The following is a 16,105-nucleotide window of genomic DNA, read 5'->3' as shown; positions in this document are numbered from 1 at the left end:
GTATGTCCCTTTTCCAAGACATGAAAATCCCTTCCGCTTGCTGCAGGAAGGGATTTCATGGCAACTTCATTTTGCGGCCTAGAGCAATGATTGCCCGTGCTGCGCATTCGGATTCTCATTTAAATTTATATTCATTTGCCCAGTAGGGTACGCATTCGCTGCATTCGCTGCATTCTGTGCATACGGTGCATTTGTCATGCCACCTGTATTTAAGCCGCTTATTCCTGAATTTGTACTTGAAACTGAGCTTGAGTTAGGGAACAAGGATTGGATCTTATCAATGACATTCGGAACGGCATTAATCAATTTCTCAACAACATGGGTCTGATTATCAAGCGGCACGACATTAACGCCCTGTTTGCCAACAACCAGGAATGCAATCGGGTTAATGGACACCCCGCCGCCGCTTCCGCCCCCGAACGGCCGAGCCTTGCCATCTGCAGAAGCTCCTGCTTTCTCATGCCCGTCTTGGATGTTAAAGTCACTACCTCCTGCAGCAAATCCGAAGCCGACGCGGCTGATAGGTAAAATCACACTTCCATCCGGCGTTTCCACCGGTTCACCTACAATTGTGTTGACATCAACCATCTCTTTAATGTTCTCAAGAGCGGTTTGCATCAGCCCTTGAATAGGATGTTCTGCCATTTCTTAGCTCCTCCTTTCACTTTTAACACTCGAACTATTAGCACCAGTCCAGCATATATAGCATATCCACAGCGAATTTCTGCTATACAGGTCATTTTTGTGGAAAAATGAGGCTGGCTCCCGTATATGGGGATTACAAATAACTCTGGTGGAACCAGCAGCTTAAGCTGATAAGACAACCACCCGAGAAGGCTGTATTTCACTCCATATAATGCGCCGGTTAGCTGAGCCGTATGAACTGCATCTGACAAACCAAGCTCTGTTGTCCAGTCCAAATGTCTAACTTTAACCTGTCTCAGTGTTCGGTTCATCCATAGCTTAAGTTCATGAGTTGCATTCAGAAGGCCCTTCCAATTGTCGATCCAAATATCTACCTTTTCCTTATCGATATTCGTATGTTCTTCTTTGTGATGATCCTTCATCATATTGCTTTTCTTCTTTTCCTTCACTTGCAGGCCTTGCTTGAAATCCTTAAATTTAAGCATGGGGATCTCATAGTGATATTTAAATAACCCAAAAAGAGCTGAGACCTCAATTAATATGGTATCGTCCTTACCGAGCTTTTTCACATTAAGGGTCAGCTTGATTCTGGAGATTAAAGCCGCGAAGATCAAGATCAGCAGCAGGAGCAGCAATCCTCCGAGCCAAATCCACACGTGCAACCCTCCATACTGGTGACTGAAATAGAAACTTCGTATAGTATGGCACCAGGATAAGGAAATATTCGCTTTTAGAGGAAAAAAAGAACCGCTCCTGCTGGAGCGGCCTGACGAAGCTGCATTCGTCCGGTTTTTATTTCTCTACATCATCGAAAGTAAGCTGCTGTTGTTCCTCGAGCTTCTGGAATAAAAGCTGTGTCTCTTCTTCCAAATTCTCCGTATTCTCAAATTGATCCATTTCCGGTAGGTCAACCAGGCTTCCGAGGCCAAAGTAATCAAGAAATGCCTTGGTCGTACCATAAAGGATTGGCCGTCCAATGGCCTCGGCTCTGCCAACCTCTTCAATCAAATCCTTGTTCACCAGCGTGTGGATAGCCCGTTCCGACTTCACCCCGCGAATCTCCTCGATCTCTATACGGGTAATGGGCTGGCGGTAGGCAATAATGGATAACGTCTCAAGCGCTGCCTGGGACAGAGACGAACGCGATGGAGAGTAAGCCAGCTTCTCGAAATACGGGGCATGCTCAGGCAAGGTAGCCAGCTGATATCCACCCGCTATCGAAATAATTTGCAGCCCGCGCCCCGCCTTCTTGAACGACTTCTTCATATCTTTAAGCGCATCGACAATCACTTCACTGCGCTGATCCAATACCTCTGCCAGCTGTTTTACGGTGAGTCCTTCATCACCAGCCAGGAACAACAGGCCTTCAATAATCGATTTCATCTTCTGAAAATCCATTCTTGCTTCCTTCCCCTTTCCACTCCATAACAATATCATCGAACAGCTTGTTCTGATAACAGACAATCTGCTTCATTTTCATTAATTCAAGAACAGCCAGGAAAGTAACGACGATCTCGTGCCTGTGCATCTCCTCGTGCAGCAGCTTCGAGAAGAGTACCCTGCCCCCCTTACCCTGCAGCTCCAGCACCGAAATCACTTCTCTAATGCGGTCCTTGACGGAAATCTCATCTCTTTGGATACGGGCCACCGTACTCCGTTTGACCGCCTTGCGAATAGCTTTCTGGAAGACAGCGATGAGGTCAGCCGCATGTAGTCCTTTGACCGGGTTCTCAATAACCTCGGGCATAAATGGAGATAAGTCCTCCGGCTCCTTGGAGAAAATAAGACTTCTCTCCCACTCCTTATCATGCAGATGTTCAGCAATTCCTTTATACTTCCGGTATTCGATCAGCTTACGAATCAGTTCGTCCCGCGGATCTTCTTCTTCCTCATAATAATTATAATCCTCTTCTATCTCGATAACGGGCGGTTTCGGAAGCAGCTGCTTGCTCTTGATGGATAACAGCGTGGCTGCCATGACCAGAAATTCGCTAGTAATCTCCAGCTCAAGTTCCTGCATGCTGTTCAAATAAGCTAAATATTGGTCTGTAATCTCACTAATGGATATTTGATGGATATCGATCTCCGCTTTATCAATAAGATGCAGCAGCAGATCGAGCGGCCCTTCAAATGTCTCCAGCTTGTAAAGTACTGTCACGTCTTGCTCCTCCGCCCGATAAAAATAAAAATGTAGTACCATTATAATGGTACTACATTAAATAAGCACTATTTTAATTGTTTCGTCAAGTTTGCCATTTCAATCGCCGCGGTTGCAGCATCCCAGCCTTTGTTCCCGGCTTTGGTGCCAGCCCGCTCAATCGCTTGCTCAATGCTCTCCGTTGTAAGTACACCGAAGATCGTTGGTACGCCTGTCTTCAGGCTGATTGCCGCAACTCCTTTGGCAACTTCATTACATACATAGTCATAATGAGAAGTTGATCCTCTGATTACAGTCCCAAGCGTGATAACAGCATCGTATTTCCCGCTCTCTGCCAATTTCTGGGCTGCGAAAGGAATTTCGAAAGCACCCGGCACCCATGCCACGTCCACTTCCTCATCCTTAACCCCATGCCGCTTAAGTGCATCCTGTGCTCCTCCAAGGAGCTTGCTTGTAATGAACTCGTTAAATCTTCCAACTACGATTGCATACTTCAGTCCCTCTGATACCAGATTTCCTTCAAAAATGTTCCCCATTATTAATCAACCCTTCTTGGTTTAGTTTTTAAATTAGATCTCCGCAGATTCATTCTGTTCAAGATCATCAAATTTCAGCATATGACCCAGCTTCGCCTGTTTGGTATGAAGATAATTCGTATTATCTTCATTCTCCTTCATTTGGATAGGTACACGCTCCACCACCTGTAAGCCATATCCCTCAAGCCCTTTGATTTTGCGTGGATTGTTCGTCATCAGCTTGATCTCCCGCACGCCAAGGTCCTTCAGAATTTGAGCTCCAATGCCGTAGTCACGCAAATCAGCAGCAAATCCAAGCTTCAGATTGGCATCGACCGTATCGAGCCCTTCCTCTTGCAGCTTATAGGCTTTCAGCTTATTAATGAGCCCGATCCCCCGTCCTTCCTGACGCATGTAGAGCAGAACTCCATTGCCCGCCTCTTCAATCTGCCGGAGCGCTGCTTCAAACTGAGGACCGCAATCACAGCGATGGGAATGGAACACATCTCCGGTTAAGCACTCGGAGTGCACCCTCACCAAAACCGGCTTGCTGCTGTCAATTGTGCCTTTGACCAAGGCCACATGTTCTTTCTGGTCAACTTCATTAGAGTAAGCAATCGCGCGGAACACACCGTAGTCCGTTGGCATCCGTACTTCTACTTCACGATTAACCAGTCTTTCCTTCTCATTGCGGTAGTGAATCAGATCTTTAATACTGATGAGCTTAAGCCCATGAGTCTTAGCAATTTGCATCAGATCGGGCAATCTGGCCATTGTCCCGTCTTCCTTGATCACCTCACAAATCACCCCGGCAGGATAAGCTCCTGACAGCACAGCGAGATCAACAGAGGCTTCGGTGTGACCTGCCCGGCGGAGCACTCCGCCTTTCTTGGCAATCAGCGGGAACATGTGACCAGGCCTGCGGAAATCAGACGGTCTCGCATTCGGGTCCATCAGGCCTTGAATGGTCACTGACCGTTCTTTGGCAGATATTCCAGTTGTCGTATCTTTATGGTCTACCGAGACTGTGAAAGCTGTGCCGTGAAAATCCGTATTCTGCGCAACCATCGGTCTCAAGTCCAGCTCATCCGCCCGTTCCTGCGTAATAGGCACACATACCAGGCCACGGCCTTGGCTGATCATGAAATTTATGACTTCAGGCGTTGCCTTCTCGGCCAAAGCAATAAAGTCACCTTCGTTCTCCCGGTCTTCATCATCCACAACAATAATGACCTTCCCATTCTGTAGATCTTGTATGGCTTCTTTTACCGAATCCAGCTGGATATCACCCATGTACTTCACTCCTTTGTGTATATAAGACACACTTTTTAACTGCGTCTCATATAGAACGTCGTTAGTCAGGCAAAGCCGTTCTCAACGAGAAACTGCATGCCCAATGTCTGCTTTGGCGGGTTAGACTCCGTTCTTTGAGCTCTACCTCCATAATTCAGCAGATGCTCAACATATTTGCCAAGAACATCACATTCCAGATTAACGGTGTCCCCCGCCCTCTTAAGCGAAAGAGCTGTCTTTGATAAGGTGTGGGGGATAATCGAGATGCTGAATTTTCCATTAGATGAGCTAACCACGGTAAGACTGATTCCATCAACCGTGATGGAGCCCTGCGGAATAATATACTTGAATAAAGAATGATTGAATGGTGATATTTCATATACCACTGCATTTTGATCTCTGGTTACCCCGGTTATTGTCCCTGTTCCATCAACATGCCCCTGTACAATATGTCCTCCAAATCTGCCCCCTGCCGCCATGGCCCGCTCCAGATTCACTTTTCCGCCAACTTTTAAATGTTTAAGATTCGTATGGCGATAAGTCTCAGGCATCACATCAACGGCGAACGAGTTCCCTTGGTCAGACACCGCGGTTAGACACACTCCATTCACCGAGATGCTGTCTCCAAGCTTGAGATCCTCCATGATGACATCGGCCTGAATATTCAGCACCATGGCTTCACCTTTACGCTGAACCGACTTAAGAATCCCTACTTCCTCAACAAGTCCAGTAAACATGCCCGCACCTCCTAACTGCTCTTGTCTATCAGTAATACTATAGTTCAATTTATCTATCTAAGCTTTACTCTCCCCATACAGGTGTACCCCTAATCAGTACGTTGTCTTCGAGTATCTCCACAGACATGTCTTTTAAGGTGACCGCATCTTTCATTTGATCGTACCCTTCAAAGACGAAATTACCCGTTGACCCCAGCCCTCCGATCAACTTAGGAGCGATGAACAACGCCACTTCATCCACAAGCTTCTCTCTGATGAAGCTGCCGTTTATTCTACCGCCTCCTTCAACCAGAATTGACGATATTCCCTCTCTGCCAAGAAGGCTTAAAGCCAATGTCATATCTACCCGGGGGCCTTCGCCGCAGGGAATAACCCGGATTCCCCTACCCTCTAGTTCCTTGATTCGGTCTTCATCTGCTTGAGCAGTCGTTAGTAAGATGGTCTTCGCCAGTGTATCCGTAATAACTTTGGAATGATCCGGTATTCTCAAGCTCGAATCGACAATGATTCTGACAGGTGATAACCCCGGGACTGGAAGTCTGGTACTTAATTCCGGATCATCTGCAATTACAGTTCCGATCCCTACCAGAATTCCTTGATGTTGATGACGCATCACATGGACAAGCGCCCGTGATCGTTCGTTGGTAATCCACTTGCTGTCCCCCGTAGCTGAGGCAATTTTGCCATCGAGTGTACTGGCGCTCTTGATCGTTATATAAGGCATCCCTGTGGTGATGAATTTGATAAATTTCTTATTTAAGCTGATCGCCCTATCCCTTAGCACACCTACCTGAACGTTGATCCCCTGAGCCTTTAGCATCGCAATTCCCCGTCCGGCAACCTTGGGGTTCGGATCTTCACATGCAATAACAACCCGAGCTACCTTCTCAGCGATCAATCGCTCACTGCAAGGCGGAGTAAGGCCGTAATGACTGCAAGGCTCCAGGGTTACGTACACAGTGCTTCCTTCGGCAAGTCTCCCTGCCATATTAAGGGCGTGGACCTCGGCATGAGGAGTTCCTTGCTTAAGATGCATGCCGATCCCCACAATCGCTCCATCCTTCACCACAACAGCGCCCACAACCGGATTCGTTCCAGTCTGCCCGAGCGCCTTCTCTGCCATATCCAGCGCCAATGACATATAATACTCATCATTCATGAATTCCACCTGAGAAGTCATCTCCCTTCGCGCGTAAATGGCAGACCACACGGTTCCGCATTAAGCCAAATAGCATAAAAAACCCCATACGGAACAATTCCGATGGGGTTACGAGAGATTTATGTAGCGAAATAAAAGCATATCCATTCATAAAAGCTGTCCCTATCCACTAAGGCATTCATTGGGAAAAATTCGCAACAAAATCGACCGCCTATGGAAAAATAGGATGCTCAAATAAACGTATACCTAATTCTGCATAACAAGGCAGAGCCCAATCATGCAGTTCGCGTCTTCCTTCTCCCATCCAGACTATACTGTCGGTCCCGGAATTACACCAGGTCAGCCGACGAAGCATATGCATGCTGCGCCGGGTCACGGACTAAGGTGCACGAGTGCACCATCACCGCCGGTTGGGAATTTCACCCGACCCCGAAGGATAAAACACTATTAAACTTGATTGCATGTTAACATAGTCACTGCCGAAAAAGCAACTTTTTCATCTCTTGCCTCTAGATGCTTGGGCCACTTCCGGGTACCTTAGGTGTAGACAGGGAAGTCTATAGTCGTTCACCTGAACCATTTTAACAAACTTCACTTGAGGAGGGTTTCTAAATGACTAGACCAAAACCTGATGACCGTTCGGACAATGTGGAGAAGCTGCAAAAGCATATTCATAACTCCATTGAGAACTACCGTGAGGCACAGGACTATTTGAGTGAACATGCAGACGAAATTACTGCTGAGGAGAAAAGTGACATTGAGGCCAAGAATCATCGGCGCCTCGAGAGTATCGCCGGCTTCCGTAATGAAGTGAAGGATGAAGCGAAGCACTCGGGACGCTAATCTCTATACTCTGCTGCACAACAAACAGGAGTCCATTCGGACTCCTGTTCATGCTGTATCGTAGGCTTGATTTATGCTTCGTATACTTCGACTTTTTCCATTTTGTCGCGGCCTTTGAACTCATCTACCAGTTCAAGACCTTGAACTACCTTGCCAAATACCGTATGCACGCCATCCAGGTGAGGCTGAGGGGCATAAGTAATGTAGAACTGGCTTCCACCAGTATTCTTGCCCGCATGAGCCATAGCAAGCACACCGCGTTCGTGTTTGTTCGGGTTGATCTCGCAGTCGATGGTATAACCAGGGCCACCAGTACCATTTCCGTTAGGGCAGCCGCCTTGAGCTACGAAGCCAGGGATTACACGGTGGAACGTAAGTCCATTGTAGAATCCAGAGTTAGCGAGCTTCTCAAAGTTAGCCACAGTGTTTGGAGCATCATTCTCGAACAGATCAATCAGGATCTCTCCGCCATTTTCCATTTTGATTTTAGCTTGTTTTGCCATATGTAAAGCATCTCCTTCCAAAAGTGGGGTACAACTTAACGTACATTAGTGTACTATGAAACTTGTCCCAGTGCAAAATTAAAAGCGGAAGCTGTTAGCTCCCGCCTCTAGAGATTAGTTAAATGAAGGCTGCTTCTGAATACGCTCAGGAATCAGATCGTTCGCCACAATATCGTTCAGAGATTCTCTCTTCACCACAAGATCACTTGCGCCGTCTTTGACGAAGACAACTGCCGGTTTGCGAATCCGGTTGTAGTTACTTGCCATGGCATAGTTGTATGCGCCTGTGCAGGAGACTGCCAGAAGATCACCGCTGCCTACTTTTGGCAGATCCAAATCCCAGATCAACATATCCCCGCTCTCGCAGCATTTACCGGCAATAGATACAGTCTCTTCCGTCTGGTCATTACCGCGGTTCGCCAGCATAGCCTCATATTTCGATTCATACAGCGCTGGGCGAGGGTTATCCGTCATACCACCGTCAACAGCCACATATTTACGCACTCCAGGAATGTCTTTGGTTGTGCCAACAGTGTACAAGGTTGTACCCGCATCCCCGACAATACTCCGGCCTGGCTCAACCCAGATCTCAGGAAGCTTGTCATACGTTCCCGCGAAATGCTGTTTTACTCCATCCGTAATGGCTTTAACATACTCAGAAATCTTTAATGGGGTATCGCCTTCCATATAACGGATACCGAAGCCGCCTCCCAGGTTAACAACCTGGAAAGTCACATTCAACTGCTCTTTCACTGATTTGGCAAAAGCAGCAACGCGCTCTACCGCCATTTGGAAGCCTTCTACCTCAAAAATTTGGGAACCGATATGGGAATGAACGCCAAGCAGATTGAGGTTAGACTGCTCGCTTGCGAGCTTCACAGCTTCAAATGCCGAGCCGTTCCCAATATCGAAACCAAATTTGGAATCTGTCTGACCGGTGGAAATATACTCATGCGTATGAGCCTCCACGCCTGGTGTAACACGAAGAAGAACATTAACCTGAGCTCCATTCTCCTTAGCTATTGCGTTAAGCAGATGAATCTCCGTGAAGTTATCAACGACAAAACAGCCAATGCCAGCTGTAATCGCCATTTGAATCTCGTCAGGCGTCTTATTATTGCCGTGGAAGTGAATTCGTGAAACCGGGAATCCAGCCTGAAGCGCTGTGTAAAGCTCCCCCTCAGACACTACATCCAAAGAGAGCCCTTCTTCTTCAGCCAGTCGGCACATTGCCAAGGTGCAGAACGCTTTGCTTGCATAAGCAACTTGGAATGAAAGTCCGGATTGCTTAAAGGCATCTACATATTCGCGGCTGCGCTGACGAACGAGAGCCTCGTCAACAATATATAAGGGTGTGCCATATTTTTCTTTAAGTTCAACTGTATCACAGCCTCCAATTTCGAGGTGTCCTTGTGCATTGATAGTGCTTGTACCGTGTAGAAACATTCCGCAATCCTCCGATTAATTTGATTTTACTCAGTATAACAAAAAATTTGGAAATCGAATAATGGATTTTTGCGTATTTGATTTGTGTTTTTTATCAAGCTGGTTGATGGTCAGTTTTTGTCCGATATTCTTGTGTTGTCCCTCGTCTTGTTGAAAGAAGGACGTTTTTTTGAATAATTCACTGGCACCCGGAACAGAAAGGCAAACATCGCTTTTGCATTAAAAGGTATAAACGGCCACAGATAAGACGAATTGTAGGATCGGCGAATGGTAAGCAGAACAACAAATAAGGTTACCCCGCCAACAAAACCAGGTATTCCGAATATCGCAACCGCGATCAGCAGCAGCAGCCGAACAAGCCTGTTTGCAAGACCAAGCTCATAGCTTGGTGTAGCAAACATCCCAATGGCGGCCACAGCCATATAAAGAATTACTTCGTTCACAAACAAGCCGGTCTTCACCGCAATATCACCGATGAGAATCGCCGCAATTAAGCCCATGGCGGAAGCTAGCGGGGTCGGCGTATGGACCGCGGCCATACGCATGAGATCGACGCCAAACTCAACCATCAGGAACTGAACAATCAAAGGCAGCTTTGCGTTTGCCTGAGGTCCAATGAAGGAGAGCGCGGCAGGCTTAATTTCCGGATGAACAACCACAAGCAGCCATAAAGGAAGCAGGAACAGGGAAGCGAAAATCCCAGCAAAGCGAACCCATCTTAAATAAGTTCCCATGGTTGACGTCTGACGATTCTCCTCGGCATGCTGACACAGATCAAAGAAGGTTGTCGGAAGAATAATTGCGCTCGGTGAGGTGTCTACAATCAGGACGACCCGGCCCTCCATAATGTGCGCCGCCACCACATCTGGACGCTCGGAATATCGTACAAGCGGATACGGATTCCATCCACTGTTCACCGCGGCCTCCTCAAGCTGCTTATCTGCCAGAGGCAGGCCGTCAATGTCAACCGCTTTGATCTTCTCACGGATGGCATCGACCTGAGCCTTGTCGACGATATCGTCAATATAAGCTATGCTGACATCGGTTCTTGTTCTCCTACCTACCTGAATATATTCAAATTTAAGTCCCGGGTCTCTGAGTCTCCTTCTTACAAGTGCAACGTTGGTCAGCATTGTCTCGGTGAATCCGTCCCGTGCTCCGCGAACGACGCGCTCAAGTGAAGGCTCTTCCGGATTGCGCGCCGGATAAGTGCGGGTATCCATCACGATCGCCGCTTCTTCACCATCAATGAAGAGCGCGCTCATTCCAGTCATGACTATATTAATAACCTCACTCATCTTCTTCATCTTGGTGACTTGAATATGAGGAATATAATATGAAAAGAAATCCTCCAAAGCATTACCTGATAAAGATTCGGGGGTCAGATAAGTCAAGCGTTTGATAATTTCCTGCATAATGTTATCCTTGGCAAAACCGGTAATAAAGAACAGCCCTGTCTTGCGGCCACCATAGGTCATCTCACGAAAATTCACATCAAAACTCTCATCGAGCCCAATCACTTTTACCAGAGTTTTTCGCGTTGTATCTAAATTTTTACTGATTCGGTCCGACTTTTGCCAATAGACAACGGATTCTTCCACATTATTTGATTTTTCCGCTTCAACCTTATTGGGGCCAGTTGCATCACCTTTCTCCGCTTTCCCGTTCTCTTGCTCCTCTCCAGGATCAAATATCGGAGGAGGATCCTGTAATCCTTCTTGCTGATGATTCATCTCTTGTTCTGTCATCGTTTGCTTCATCCTTCCTGTCCGTTCTATCGATTATATACAAACCAATCAAATAACGAGCCTGCCACCTTCCCGAATACCATAGCCAGCAGCAATCCGAAAAGGTACTGTCCCATATGAAGCCTCTTCGCTAAAATCGGTAGAACATTCAGCACTTCCGTTAATGCCGCTGCCAGCATCCCGATAAAGATTCCGTTCAGAAGACCGATCCACCCGTTTAAAATTTCGGAATGCAGGAAAAGCTTGAAATCCCAAAAGTCAGCCACCGTACCCACAACTGATCCACTAACCATCGCCCCTTCATACCAATGAACTTTATCGTAGGACCGGCTAAGCTGAGCCAGACGCGGAATGATATCGAGAACTACGAACAGCGCTATGACGCCGCCCCCTACTGCAATTCCTCCAGCCAAACCCAGAAAAATAGAGAGAAGCAATGACAAAGCGGGCGTCATCCTTTCTCCCTCCCGGCATCCAGATGAAGCTTCTTGAATTCTTCCGTGACTACATAGTGATTAAGGTTCTCCTGATACAGAAACATTTCCACTTCAAGAGGGGAAGGTTCCTCGTTCCATTTCTTCTTGAAGATATGGTTGAAGAATACAATCATCCCCAAGCCAATTCCCACAGAGTAAGCCGCTTGAAAAACATACGGATGCTCGTCCCGCGTACCTGTGACCATCTCCACAATCCGAACCTGTACTTCCTGCATACTTACATCCGCATGGAAGTTCATAATGGTTAGGGCCGAGCCGAAGAAAAGAAGCAGCCATACCACAATAAAGAGCACGATGGAGGGCTTCTTTTCTTTGCCTACAATTTCAACGAGAGTATGCGGTTCACCTATATGTTCTACGATACACCCAGGCATTAGAGCGTGAATGCTTCCGATAATCTGAAGCATATCAATGACTATGCGGTTACCATCATTCTGCTCGGGTCTTTCCATAACAAGCTGCTTCAATATTTCTTCAGAATTACCTGGAGCTAGTATTTGGGCAATGTCACCAAGACGAATAACACTGCCTACATGGAGCCTGACATTTTTACGAAGTCTAAGATAGACGGTGGGAGCGGGATCCTTGCTCATCCAGTTCACCCCTTAACTGCCGAATTGCGCATAGTATGCCTAGACCAAGGCTTTTTTAGTCTGAAAAGGAGATTCGTGATAACCATGCAACGAATTCAAGTATAATAAAAAGCCGCCTTGAACGCCGATTGGCATTCAAAGGCAGCTCTTATTCACTGGGCGATTTGATCCCGTATATTCTGCAGAATCTTCTTCTCCAGCCTGGAGACTTGCACCTGCGAGATCCCCAGCCTGCTCGCAACCTCCGATTGAGTCTGATCCCTGTAATATCTCAGGTAGACAATAAGCCTCTCCCTTTCACTTAGACCATCAATGGCTTCATGAAGGGCCAGCTTGTCGAACCACCTATCCTGGGACTCATCCGCAATCTGGTCCATGAGCGTAATAGGGTCTCCATCATTCTCAAAAACCGTCTCATGAATGGAAGTCGGAGGCTTGTTAGCTTCTTGAGCAAAAACAACGTCCTCCGGCGTAACCTCCAGTGCTTCCGCCACTTCCTTAATTGTAGGAAGTCGGTTCAGCACTTTAGCAAGCTCGTCCTTCTTCTTGCGGACTTTATTAGCCATTTCTTTAAGTGACCGGCTGACTTTCAAGGTACCGTCATCACGAAGGAAACGCTGAATTTCACCGATAATCATCGGAACCGCATAGGTGGAGAATTTGACGTCATAACTCAGATCGAATTTATCGACCGACTTCAAGAGGCCGATACAACCGATTTGAAACAAATCTTCCGGTTCATATCCCCGGTTCATAAACCGCTGTACGACGGACCAGACAAGTCGAATATTACAATTCACTAATGTGTCTCTGGCAACTGAATCGCCCGTTTGGCTAAGGGCAATCAAACGTTTCACTTCCGCGTCATCTAAGTAGGTCTGTGAGGTTTGCTTCACATCGGCATTCATATACCCAACCCCTAATTATATAAAGCTTTCTTAGATTCAATCCTCTTCTTCATGCGTATGGAGGTTCCTCCGCCGACTTCACTGACTAGTTCGAATTCATCCATGAAATTCTCCATGATTGTGAATCCCATACCGGAACGTTCAAGCTCAGGCTTTGAGGTATAGAGTGGCTGCTTGGCTAGTTCCATATCTTCAATCCCGCGGCCTTTATCCTCAATGACCAATGAGACTACATCCCCTTCTAACCCCACACTTATATAGACAATGCCGCTTGGATCACTGTCATAGCCGTGAATAATGCAGTTCGTTACGGCTTCCGATACGACCGTCTTAAGGTCTGTGATTTCATCCATGGTTGGATCAAGCTGAGAGACAAAGGCAGCCACAGTTACGCGGGCAAAGGATTCATTCTCCGATTTGGCCGCGAATTGCAGACTCATAAAGTTCTCGCTCATAGGGCTACCTCCAGTTCAGAGAGAGCGGCGCCCTCGTTGTCAACAACAGGCATGATCTTGAACAAGCCTGACATCTCGAACAATCGGAATACGGAAGGCGTTACGTCGCAGATTACCATTCTTCCACCCTTTTGCTTGATCAGCTTGTACCTTCCCAAGATGACCCCGAGGCCTGAACTGTCCATAAACTGAAGCGCCTTTAAGCTGAACACCAAATCTCTGCAGCGCCCGCGAGCAATCTCCTCATCGAGCTTCAATCTTACAGAATCAGCCGTATGGTGATCCAGTTCCCCGCTGAGTCTGACGATAAGGGTTTCGCGGTGCTTTTCCATTTCCATTTGAAGATTCACGTCTGTTCACTCTCCTCTCTGACAATGAACACTCATTTCTACAATTCGGAGAACGATTCCTGCACCCCGACAAAACTAGAAGAAAACTCCTATCAATCTACAAAAAACAGTTTGGAAGTTGTCCGCTTGAAGAGCGTCCACCAGCCTGCCTTCTTAATGTCAGCCGAGGCTTTAAGCTCGAACTCCTTCAGCACCTTGTTCCCTTGATAGACGACCAGCTTACCGAGCACCTGTCCCTTAGTTACCGGAGCCGATACCTGGGCCGGAATTTCTAATTTATGTGTAATCTTCTCGCCAGCTTCACTCTTCTTGACAAGGATACGGTACGGCTGGGACGCTGCAAGCTGCAGCTCCTTGCTATCGCCTTTTTGAATTTTGACGGTACCCATAACATCGCCCTTCTTGAATAAAGGCTTTACTGCATACTGGGAAAAGGCGTAATCGAACATACTGCCTACTTCACTATTACGCGTCTTCGTATTCGGTTCTCCAAGCACCACAGCAATTAGTCTTAATCCATCCCGGCGCGCAGTAGCGGAGAGACAGAACTTGGCTTCCGATGTGAACCCGGTCTTTAAGCCGTCTGCGCCATTATAGAAACGGACCAGCTTATTGGTATTTACCAGCCAGAAGGGCTTTGCGGAGTCTTTCCTGAGGTAATCCTGATAAGCTCCGGTGTACTTCGTAATTTGCTCATACTTCAGCAGCTCCTTGCTCATAATCGCGATATCGTGAGCGGAAGAGTAGTGGTTGTCAGTAGGAAGACCGTTGCAGTTCATGAAGTGTGTGTCGGTCAATCCCAGCTCTTTGGCCCGCTTATTCATCAGTTTGACGAATTCAACCTCGGTACCCGCAATTTTCTCAGCCATAGCCACGGAGGCGTCATTTCCCGAAGCCATCGCAATCCCTTTAAGCATCTCATCCACTGTCATCTGTTCACCAGGCTCAAGGAAGATCTGAGACCCGCCCATAGAAGCTGCATATTCACTTGTTGAGACCTTATCCGTGAGCTTCAATGTTCCCTTACTGATGGCTTCCATAGTCAGAAGCATGGTCATAATCTTGGTGATGCTTGCTGGAGGCAGTTTTTCGTGACTTTTTTTCTCATAAAGGACGGTTCCTGTATCTGCATCAATTAAAATAGCAGAGCCGGCACTCGGTGCGAGATCGGATACGTCATTTGAAATCTTATTTTCCTTCGCCAATCCTAGGGATGGCACGGCTGAAGACGCTAGCATCAGAGCCGCTGCGCAGGTCAAAAGCCATTTTTTCATTAGAATATCCCCCTCTCAGAACTTTAGCTGATAGTCTAGTATCGCCCTGAAAGTGTCCATAATATTCCTGATCGTACAAAAAAACACAGACCCTTGTCCGGCCAGCCGGTAGGGTCTGTGTCCTTATGGTGTTTTTCGTGCTAAATATTACTATTACAGCTTAGGAATAATTGAGGTTACGAGGCCAAGGAACTTCTCTTTCACTCGTTCCGTAGTCTCCATCACTTCATCGTGCGACAGGGGCTGGTCGAGAATTCCCGATGCCATATTACTGATACAAGAAATGCCCAGAACCTCAAGTCCTGCATGACGTGCCACGATGACCTCAGAGACGGTTGACATGCCGACAGCATCAGCTCCCAATGTGCGAAGCATGCGAATCTCAGCCGGTGTCTCGTATGCAGGGCCAATCAGGCCAGCGTACACCCCTTCTTGCAGCGGAATGTTATGCTCCCTGGCAATATCTTTGGCAAGTGTACGCAGGCGTCTGCTGTAAGCCTCAGACATATCCGGGAAACGAGGCCCCAGCGAGTTGTCATTAGGTCCCGTAAGCGGGCTTTGACCAGTCAGATTGAGATGATCCGAGATCAGCATCAAATCGCCTGGGCTATAAGACATATTCACCCCGCCTGCGGCATTGGTGACCAGCAGCTTATCAGCTCCGAGTGCTTTCATGACACGTACTGGAAATGCGGTTACCTCCGGACCATACCCCTCATACATATGGAAACGGCCTTTCATTAACACGACCTGTCGTCCCCCAACCGTACCCAGAACAAGCTCTCCTGCATGTCCTTCCACGGTAGACTTCGGAAAATGTGGGATATCAGCATAATCAATCGTGATTGCATTCTCAATGAGGTCAGCAAGAATCCCGAGTCCTGATCCAAGAATTAGTCCTACCTCTGGCTTGCTGCCTGCTTTCTTCAGTATATAATCTGCCGCTTCTTGAATAATTCCCTGATTCAATGTTGTCATAAG

19 protein-coding genes and 1 riboswitch are annotated in these 16,105 nt (G+C 47.3%); of the genes, 1 reads left to right on the top strand and 18 read right to left on the bottom strand.

Annotated features, from left to right (window positions below):
* Positions 1 to 78: 78 nt before the first annotated feature.
* The 8 genes from ytfJ to ribD form a co-directional block, all read right to left on the bottom strand.
* A complete protein-coding gene (gene ytfJ, locus ACRRNK_RS09020; protein ID WP_433946396.1) occupies positions 79 to 645 on the bottom strand; it encodes a GerW family sporulation protein in 567 nt (188 codons plus the stop codon).
* On the bottom strand, positions 618 to 1,301 hold the full coding sequence (locus tag ACRRNK_RS09015; RefSeq protein ID WP_433946395.1) for a DUF2953 domain-containing protein: 684 nt from the start codon (positions 1,299 to 1,301) through the stop codon (positions 618 to 620). Before ACRRNK_RS09015 ends, ytfJ begins: the two co-directional genes overlap by 28 nt.
* Positions 1,302 to 1,437: 136 nt before the next feature.
* The gene (gene scpB, locus ACRRNK_RS09010; RefSeq protein ID WP_433946394.1) at positions 1,438 to 2,043 is read right to left on the bottom strand and encodes an SMC-Scp complex subunit ScpB; all 606 of its coding nucleotides are present in this window, start codon (positions 2,041 to 2,043) and stop codon (positions 1,438 to 1,440) included.
* Positions 2,012 to 2,803 (bottom strand): segregation and condensation protein A, encoded by a 792-nt coding sequence (locus ACRRNK_RS09005; RefSeq protein WP_433946393.1) that lies wholly within the window; start codon positions 2,801 to 2,803, stop codon positions 2,012 to 2,014. Before ACRRNK_RS09005 ends, scpB begins: the two co-directional genes overlap by 32 nt.
* 68 nt (positions 2,804 to 2,871) lie before the next feature.
* Positions 2,872 to 3,339: a 6,7-dimethyl-8-ribityllumazine synthase gene (ribH, locus tag ACRRNK_RS09000; RefSeq protein ID WP_127197819.1), complete on the bottom strand. Its 468-nt coding sequence runs from the start codon at positions 3,337 to 3,339 to the stop codon at positions 2,872 to 2,874.
* 33 nt (positions 3,340 to 3,372) lie between these two features.
* Positions 3,373 to 4,611 carry a bifunctional 3,4-dihydroxy-2-butanone-4-phosphate synthase/GTP cyclohydrolase II gene (locus tag ACRRNK_RS08995; protein ID WP_433946392.1) on the bottom strand — a complete coding sequence of 413 codons (1,239 nt, stop codon included), beginning with the start codon at positions 4,609 to 4,611 and terminating at the stop codon, positions 3,373 to 3,375.
* Positions 4,612 to 4,676: 65 nt separating this feature from the next.
* Positions 4,677 to 5,348, bottom strand: a complete 672-nt coding sequence (gene ribE, locus ACRRNK_RS08990; RefSeq protein ID WP_433946391.1) for a riboflavin synthase — start codon at positions 5,346 to 5,348, stop codon at positions 4,677 to 4,679.
* Positions 5,349 to 5,412: 64 nt separating this feature from the next.
* Positions 5,413 to 6,516: a bifunctional diaminohydroxyphosphoribosylaminopyrimidine deaminase/5-amino-6-(5-phosphoribosylamino)uracil reductase RibD gene (gene ribD / locus ACRRNK_RS08985; protein ID WP_433946390.1), complete on the bottom strand. Its 1,104-nt coding sequence runs from the start codon at positions 6,514 to 6,516 to the stop codon at positions 5,413 to 5,415.
* Between the two features lie 279 nt (positions 6,517 to 6,795).
* Positions 6,796 to 6,948, bottom strand: a riboswitch (FMN riboswitch).
* Between the two features lie 171 nt (positions 6,949 to 7,119).
* Here ribD and tlp point away from each other — a divergent pair.
* Positions 7,120 to 7,350: a small acid-soluble spore protein Tlp gene (tlp, locus tag ACRRNK_RS08980; RefSeq protein ID WP_433946389.1), complete on the top strand. Its 231-nt coding sequence runs from the start codon at positions 7,120 to 7,122 to the stop codon at positions 7,348 to 7,350.
* Between the two features lie 71 nt (positions 7,351 to 7,421).
* On the opposite strand, the gene ACRRNK_RS08975 is transcribed toward tlp, so the two are convergent.
* The 10 genes from ACRRNK_RS08975 to ACRRNK_RS08930 form a co-directional block, all read right to left on the bottom strand.
* Positions 7,422 to 7,853 (bottom strand): peptidylprolyl isomerase, encoded by a 432-nt coding sequence (locus ACRRNK_RS08975; RefSeq protein WP_127197824.1) that lies wholly within the window; start codon positions 7,851 to 7,853, stop codon positions 7,422 to 7,424.
* A 114-nt stretch (positions 7,854 to 7,967) separates the two neighbouring features.
* Complete coding sequence (lysA, locus tag ACRRNK_RS08970) at positions 7,968 to 9,299, bottom strand: diaminopimelate decarboxylase (protein WP_433946388.1); 1,332 nt, start codon at positions 9,297 to 9,299, stop codon at positions 7,968 to 7,970.
* 110 nt (positions 9,300 to 9,409) lie between these two features.
* Positions 9,410 to 11,047 carry a spore germination protein gene (locus tag ACRRNK_RS08965; protein WP_433946387.1) on the bottom strand — a complete coding sequence of 546 codons (1,638 nt, stop codon included), beginning with the start codon at positions 11,045 to 11,047 and terminating at the stop codon, positions 9,410 to 9,412.
* Between the two features lie 26 nt (positions 11,048 to 11,073).
* Positions 11,074 to 11,502 carry a stage V sporulation protein AB gene (locus tag ACRRNK_RS08960; RefSeq protein WP_433946386.1) on the bottom strand — a complete coding sequence of 143 codons (429 nt, stop codon included), beginning with the start codon at positions 11,500 to 11,502 and terminating at the stop codon, positions 11,074 to 11,076.
* Positions 11,499 to 12,137, bottom strand: a complete 639-nt coding sequence (locus ACRRNK_RS08955) for a stage V sporulation protein AA (RefSeq protein ID WP_433946385.1) — start codon at positions 12,135 to 12,137, stop codon at positions 11,499 to 11,501. The genes ACRRNK_RS08960 and ACRRNK_RS08955 overlap by 4 nt, the downstream gene beginning before the upstream one ends.
* Positions 12,138 to 12,289: 152 nt before the next feature.
* Positions 12,290 to 13,045, bottom strand: a complete 756-nt coding sequence (gene sigF, locus ACRRNK_RS08950) for an RNA polymerase sporulation sigma factor SigF (RefSeq protein ID WP_433946384.1) — start codon at positions 13,043 to 13,045, stop codon at positions 12,290 to 12,292.
* Positions 13,046 to 13,056: 11 nt separating this feature from the next.
* Positions 13,057 to 13,500, bottom strand: coding sequence for an anti-sigma F factor (gene spoIIAB, locus ACRRNK_RS08945; RefSeq protein ID WP_433946383.1), 444 nt, complete (start codon positions 13,498 to 13,500; stop codon positions 13,057 to 13,059).
* Positions 13,497 to 13,850 carry an anti-sigma F factor antagonist gene (spoIIAA, locus tag ACRRNK_RS08940; protein WP_433946382.1) on the bottom strand — a complete coding sequence of 118 codons (354 nt, stop codon included), beginning with the start codon at positions 13,848 to 13,850 and terminating at the stop codon, positions 13,497 to 13,499. The genes spoIIAB and spoIIAA overlap by 4 nt, the downstream gene beginning before the upstream one ends.
* A gap of 92 nt (positions 13,851 to 13,942) precedes the next feature.
* Complete coding sequence (locus ACRRNK_RS08935) at positions 13,943 to 15,124, bottom strand: D-alanyl-D-alanine carboxypeptidase family protein (RefSeq protein WP_433946381.1); 1,182 nt, start codon at positions 15,122 to 15,124, stop codon at positions 13,943 to 13,945.
* A gap of 153 nt (positions 15,125 to 15,277) precedes the next feature.
* Positions 15,278 to 16,102 (bottom strand): purine-nucleoside phosphorylase, encoded by an 825-nt coding sequence (locus ACRRNK_RS08930; RefSeq protein ID WP_433946380.1) that lies wholly within the window; start codon positions 16,100 to 16,102, stop codon positions 15,278 to 15,280.
* Positions 16,103 to 16,105 lie beyond the last annotated feature (3 nt).

Source organism: Paenibacillus sp. SN-8-1 (assembly GCF_050995535.1).
Classification (GTDB): Bacteria; Bacillota; Bacilli; order Paenibacillales; family Paenibacillaceae; genus Fontibacillus.
This window is presented reverse-complemented; position numbering and strand designations above follow the sequence as displayed.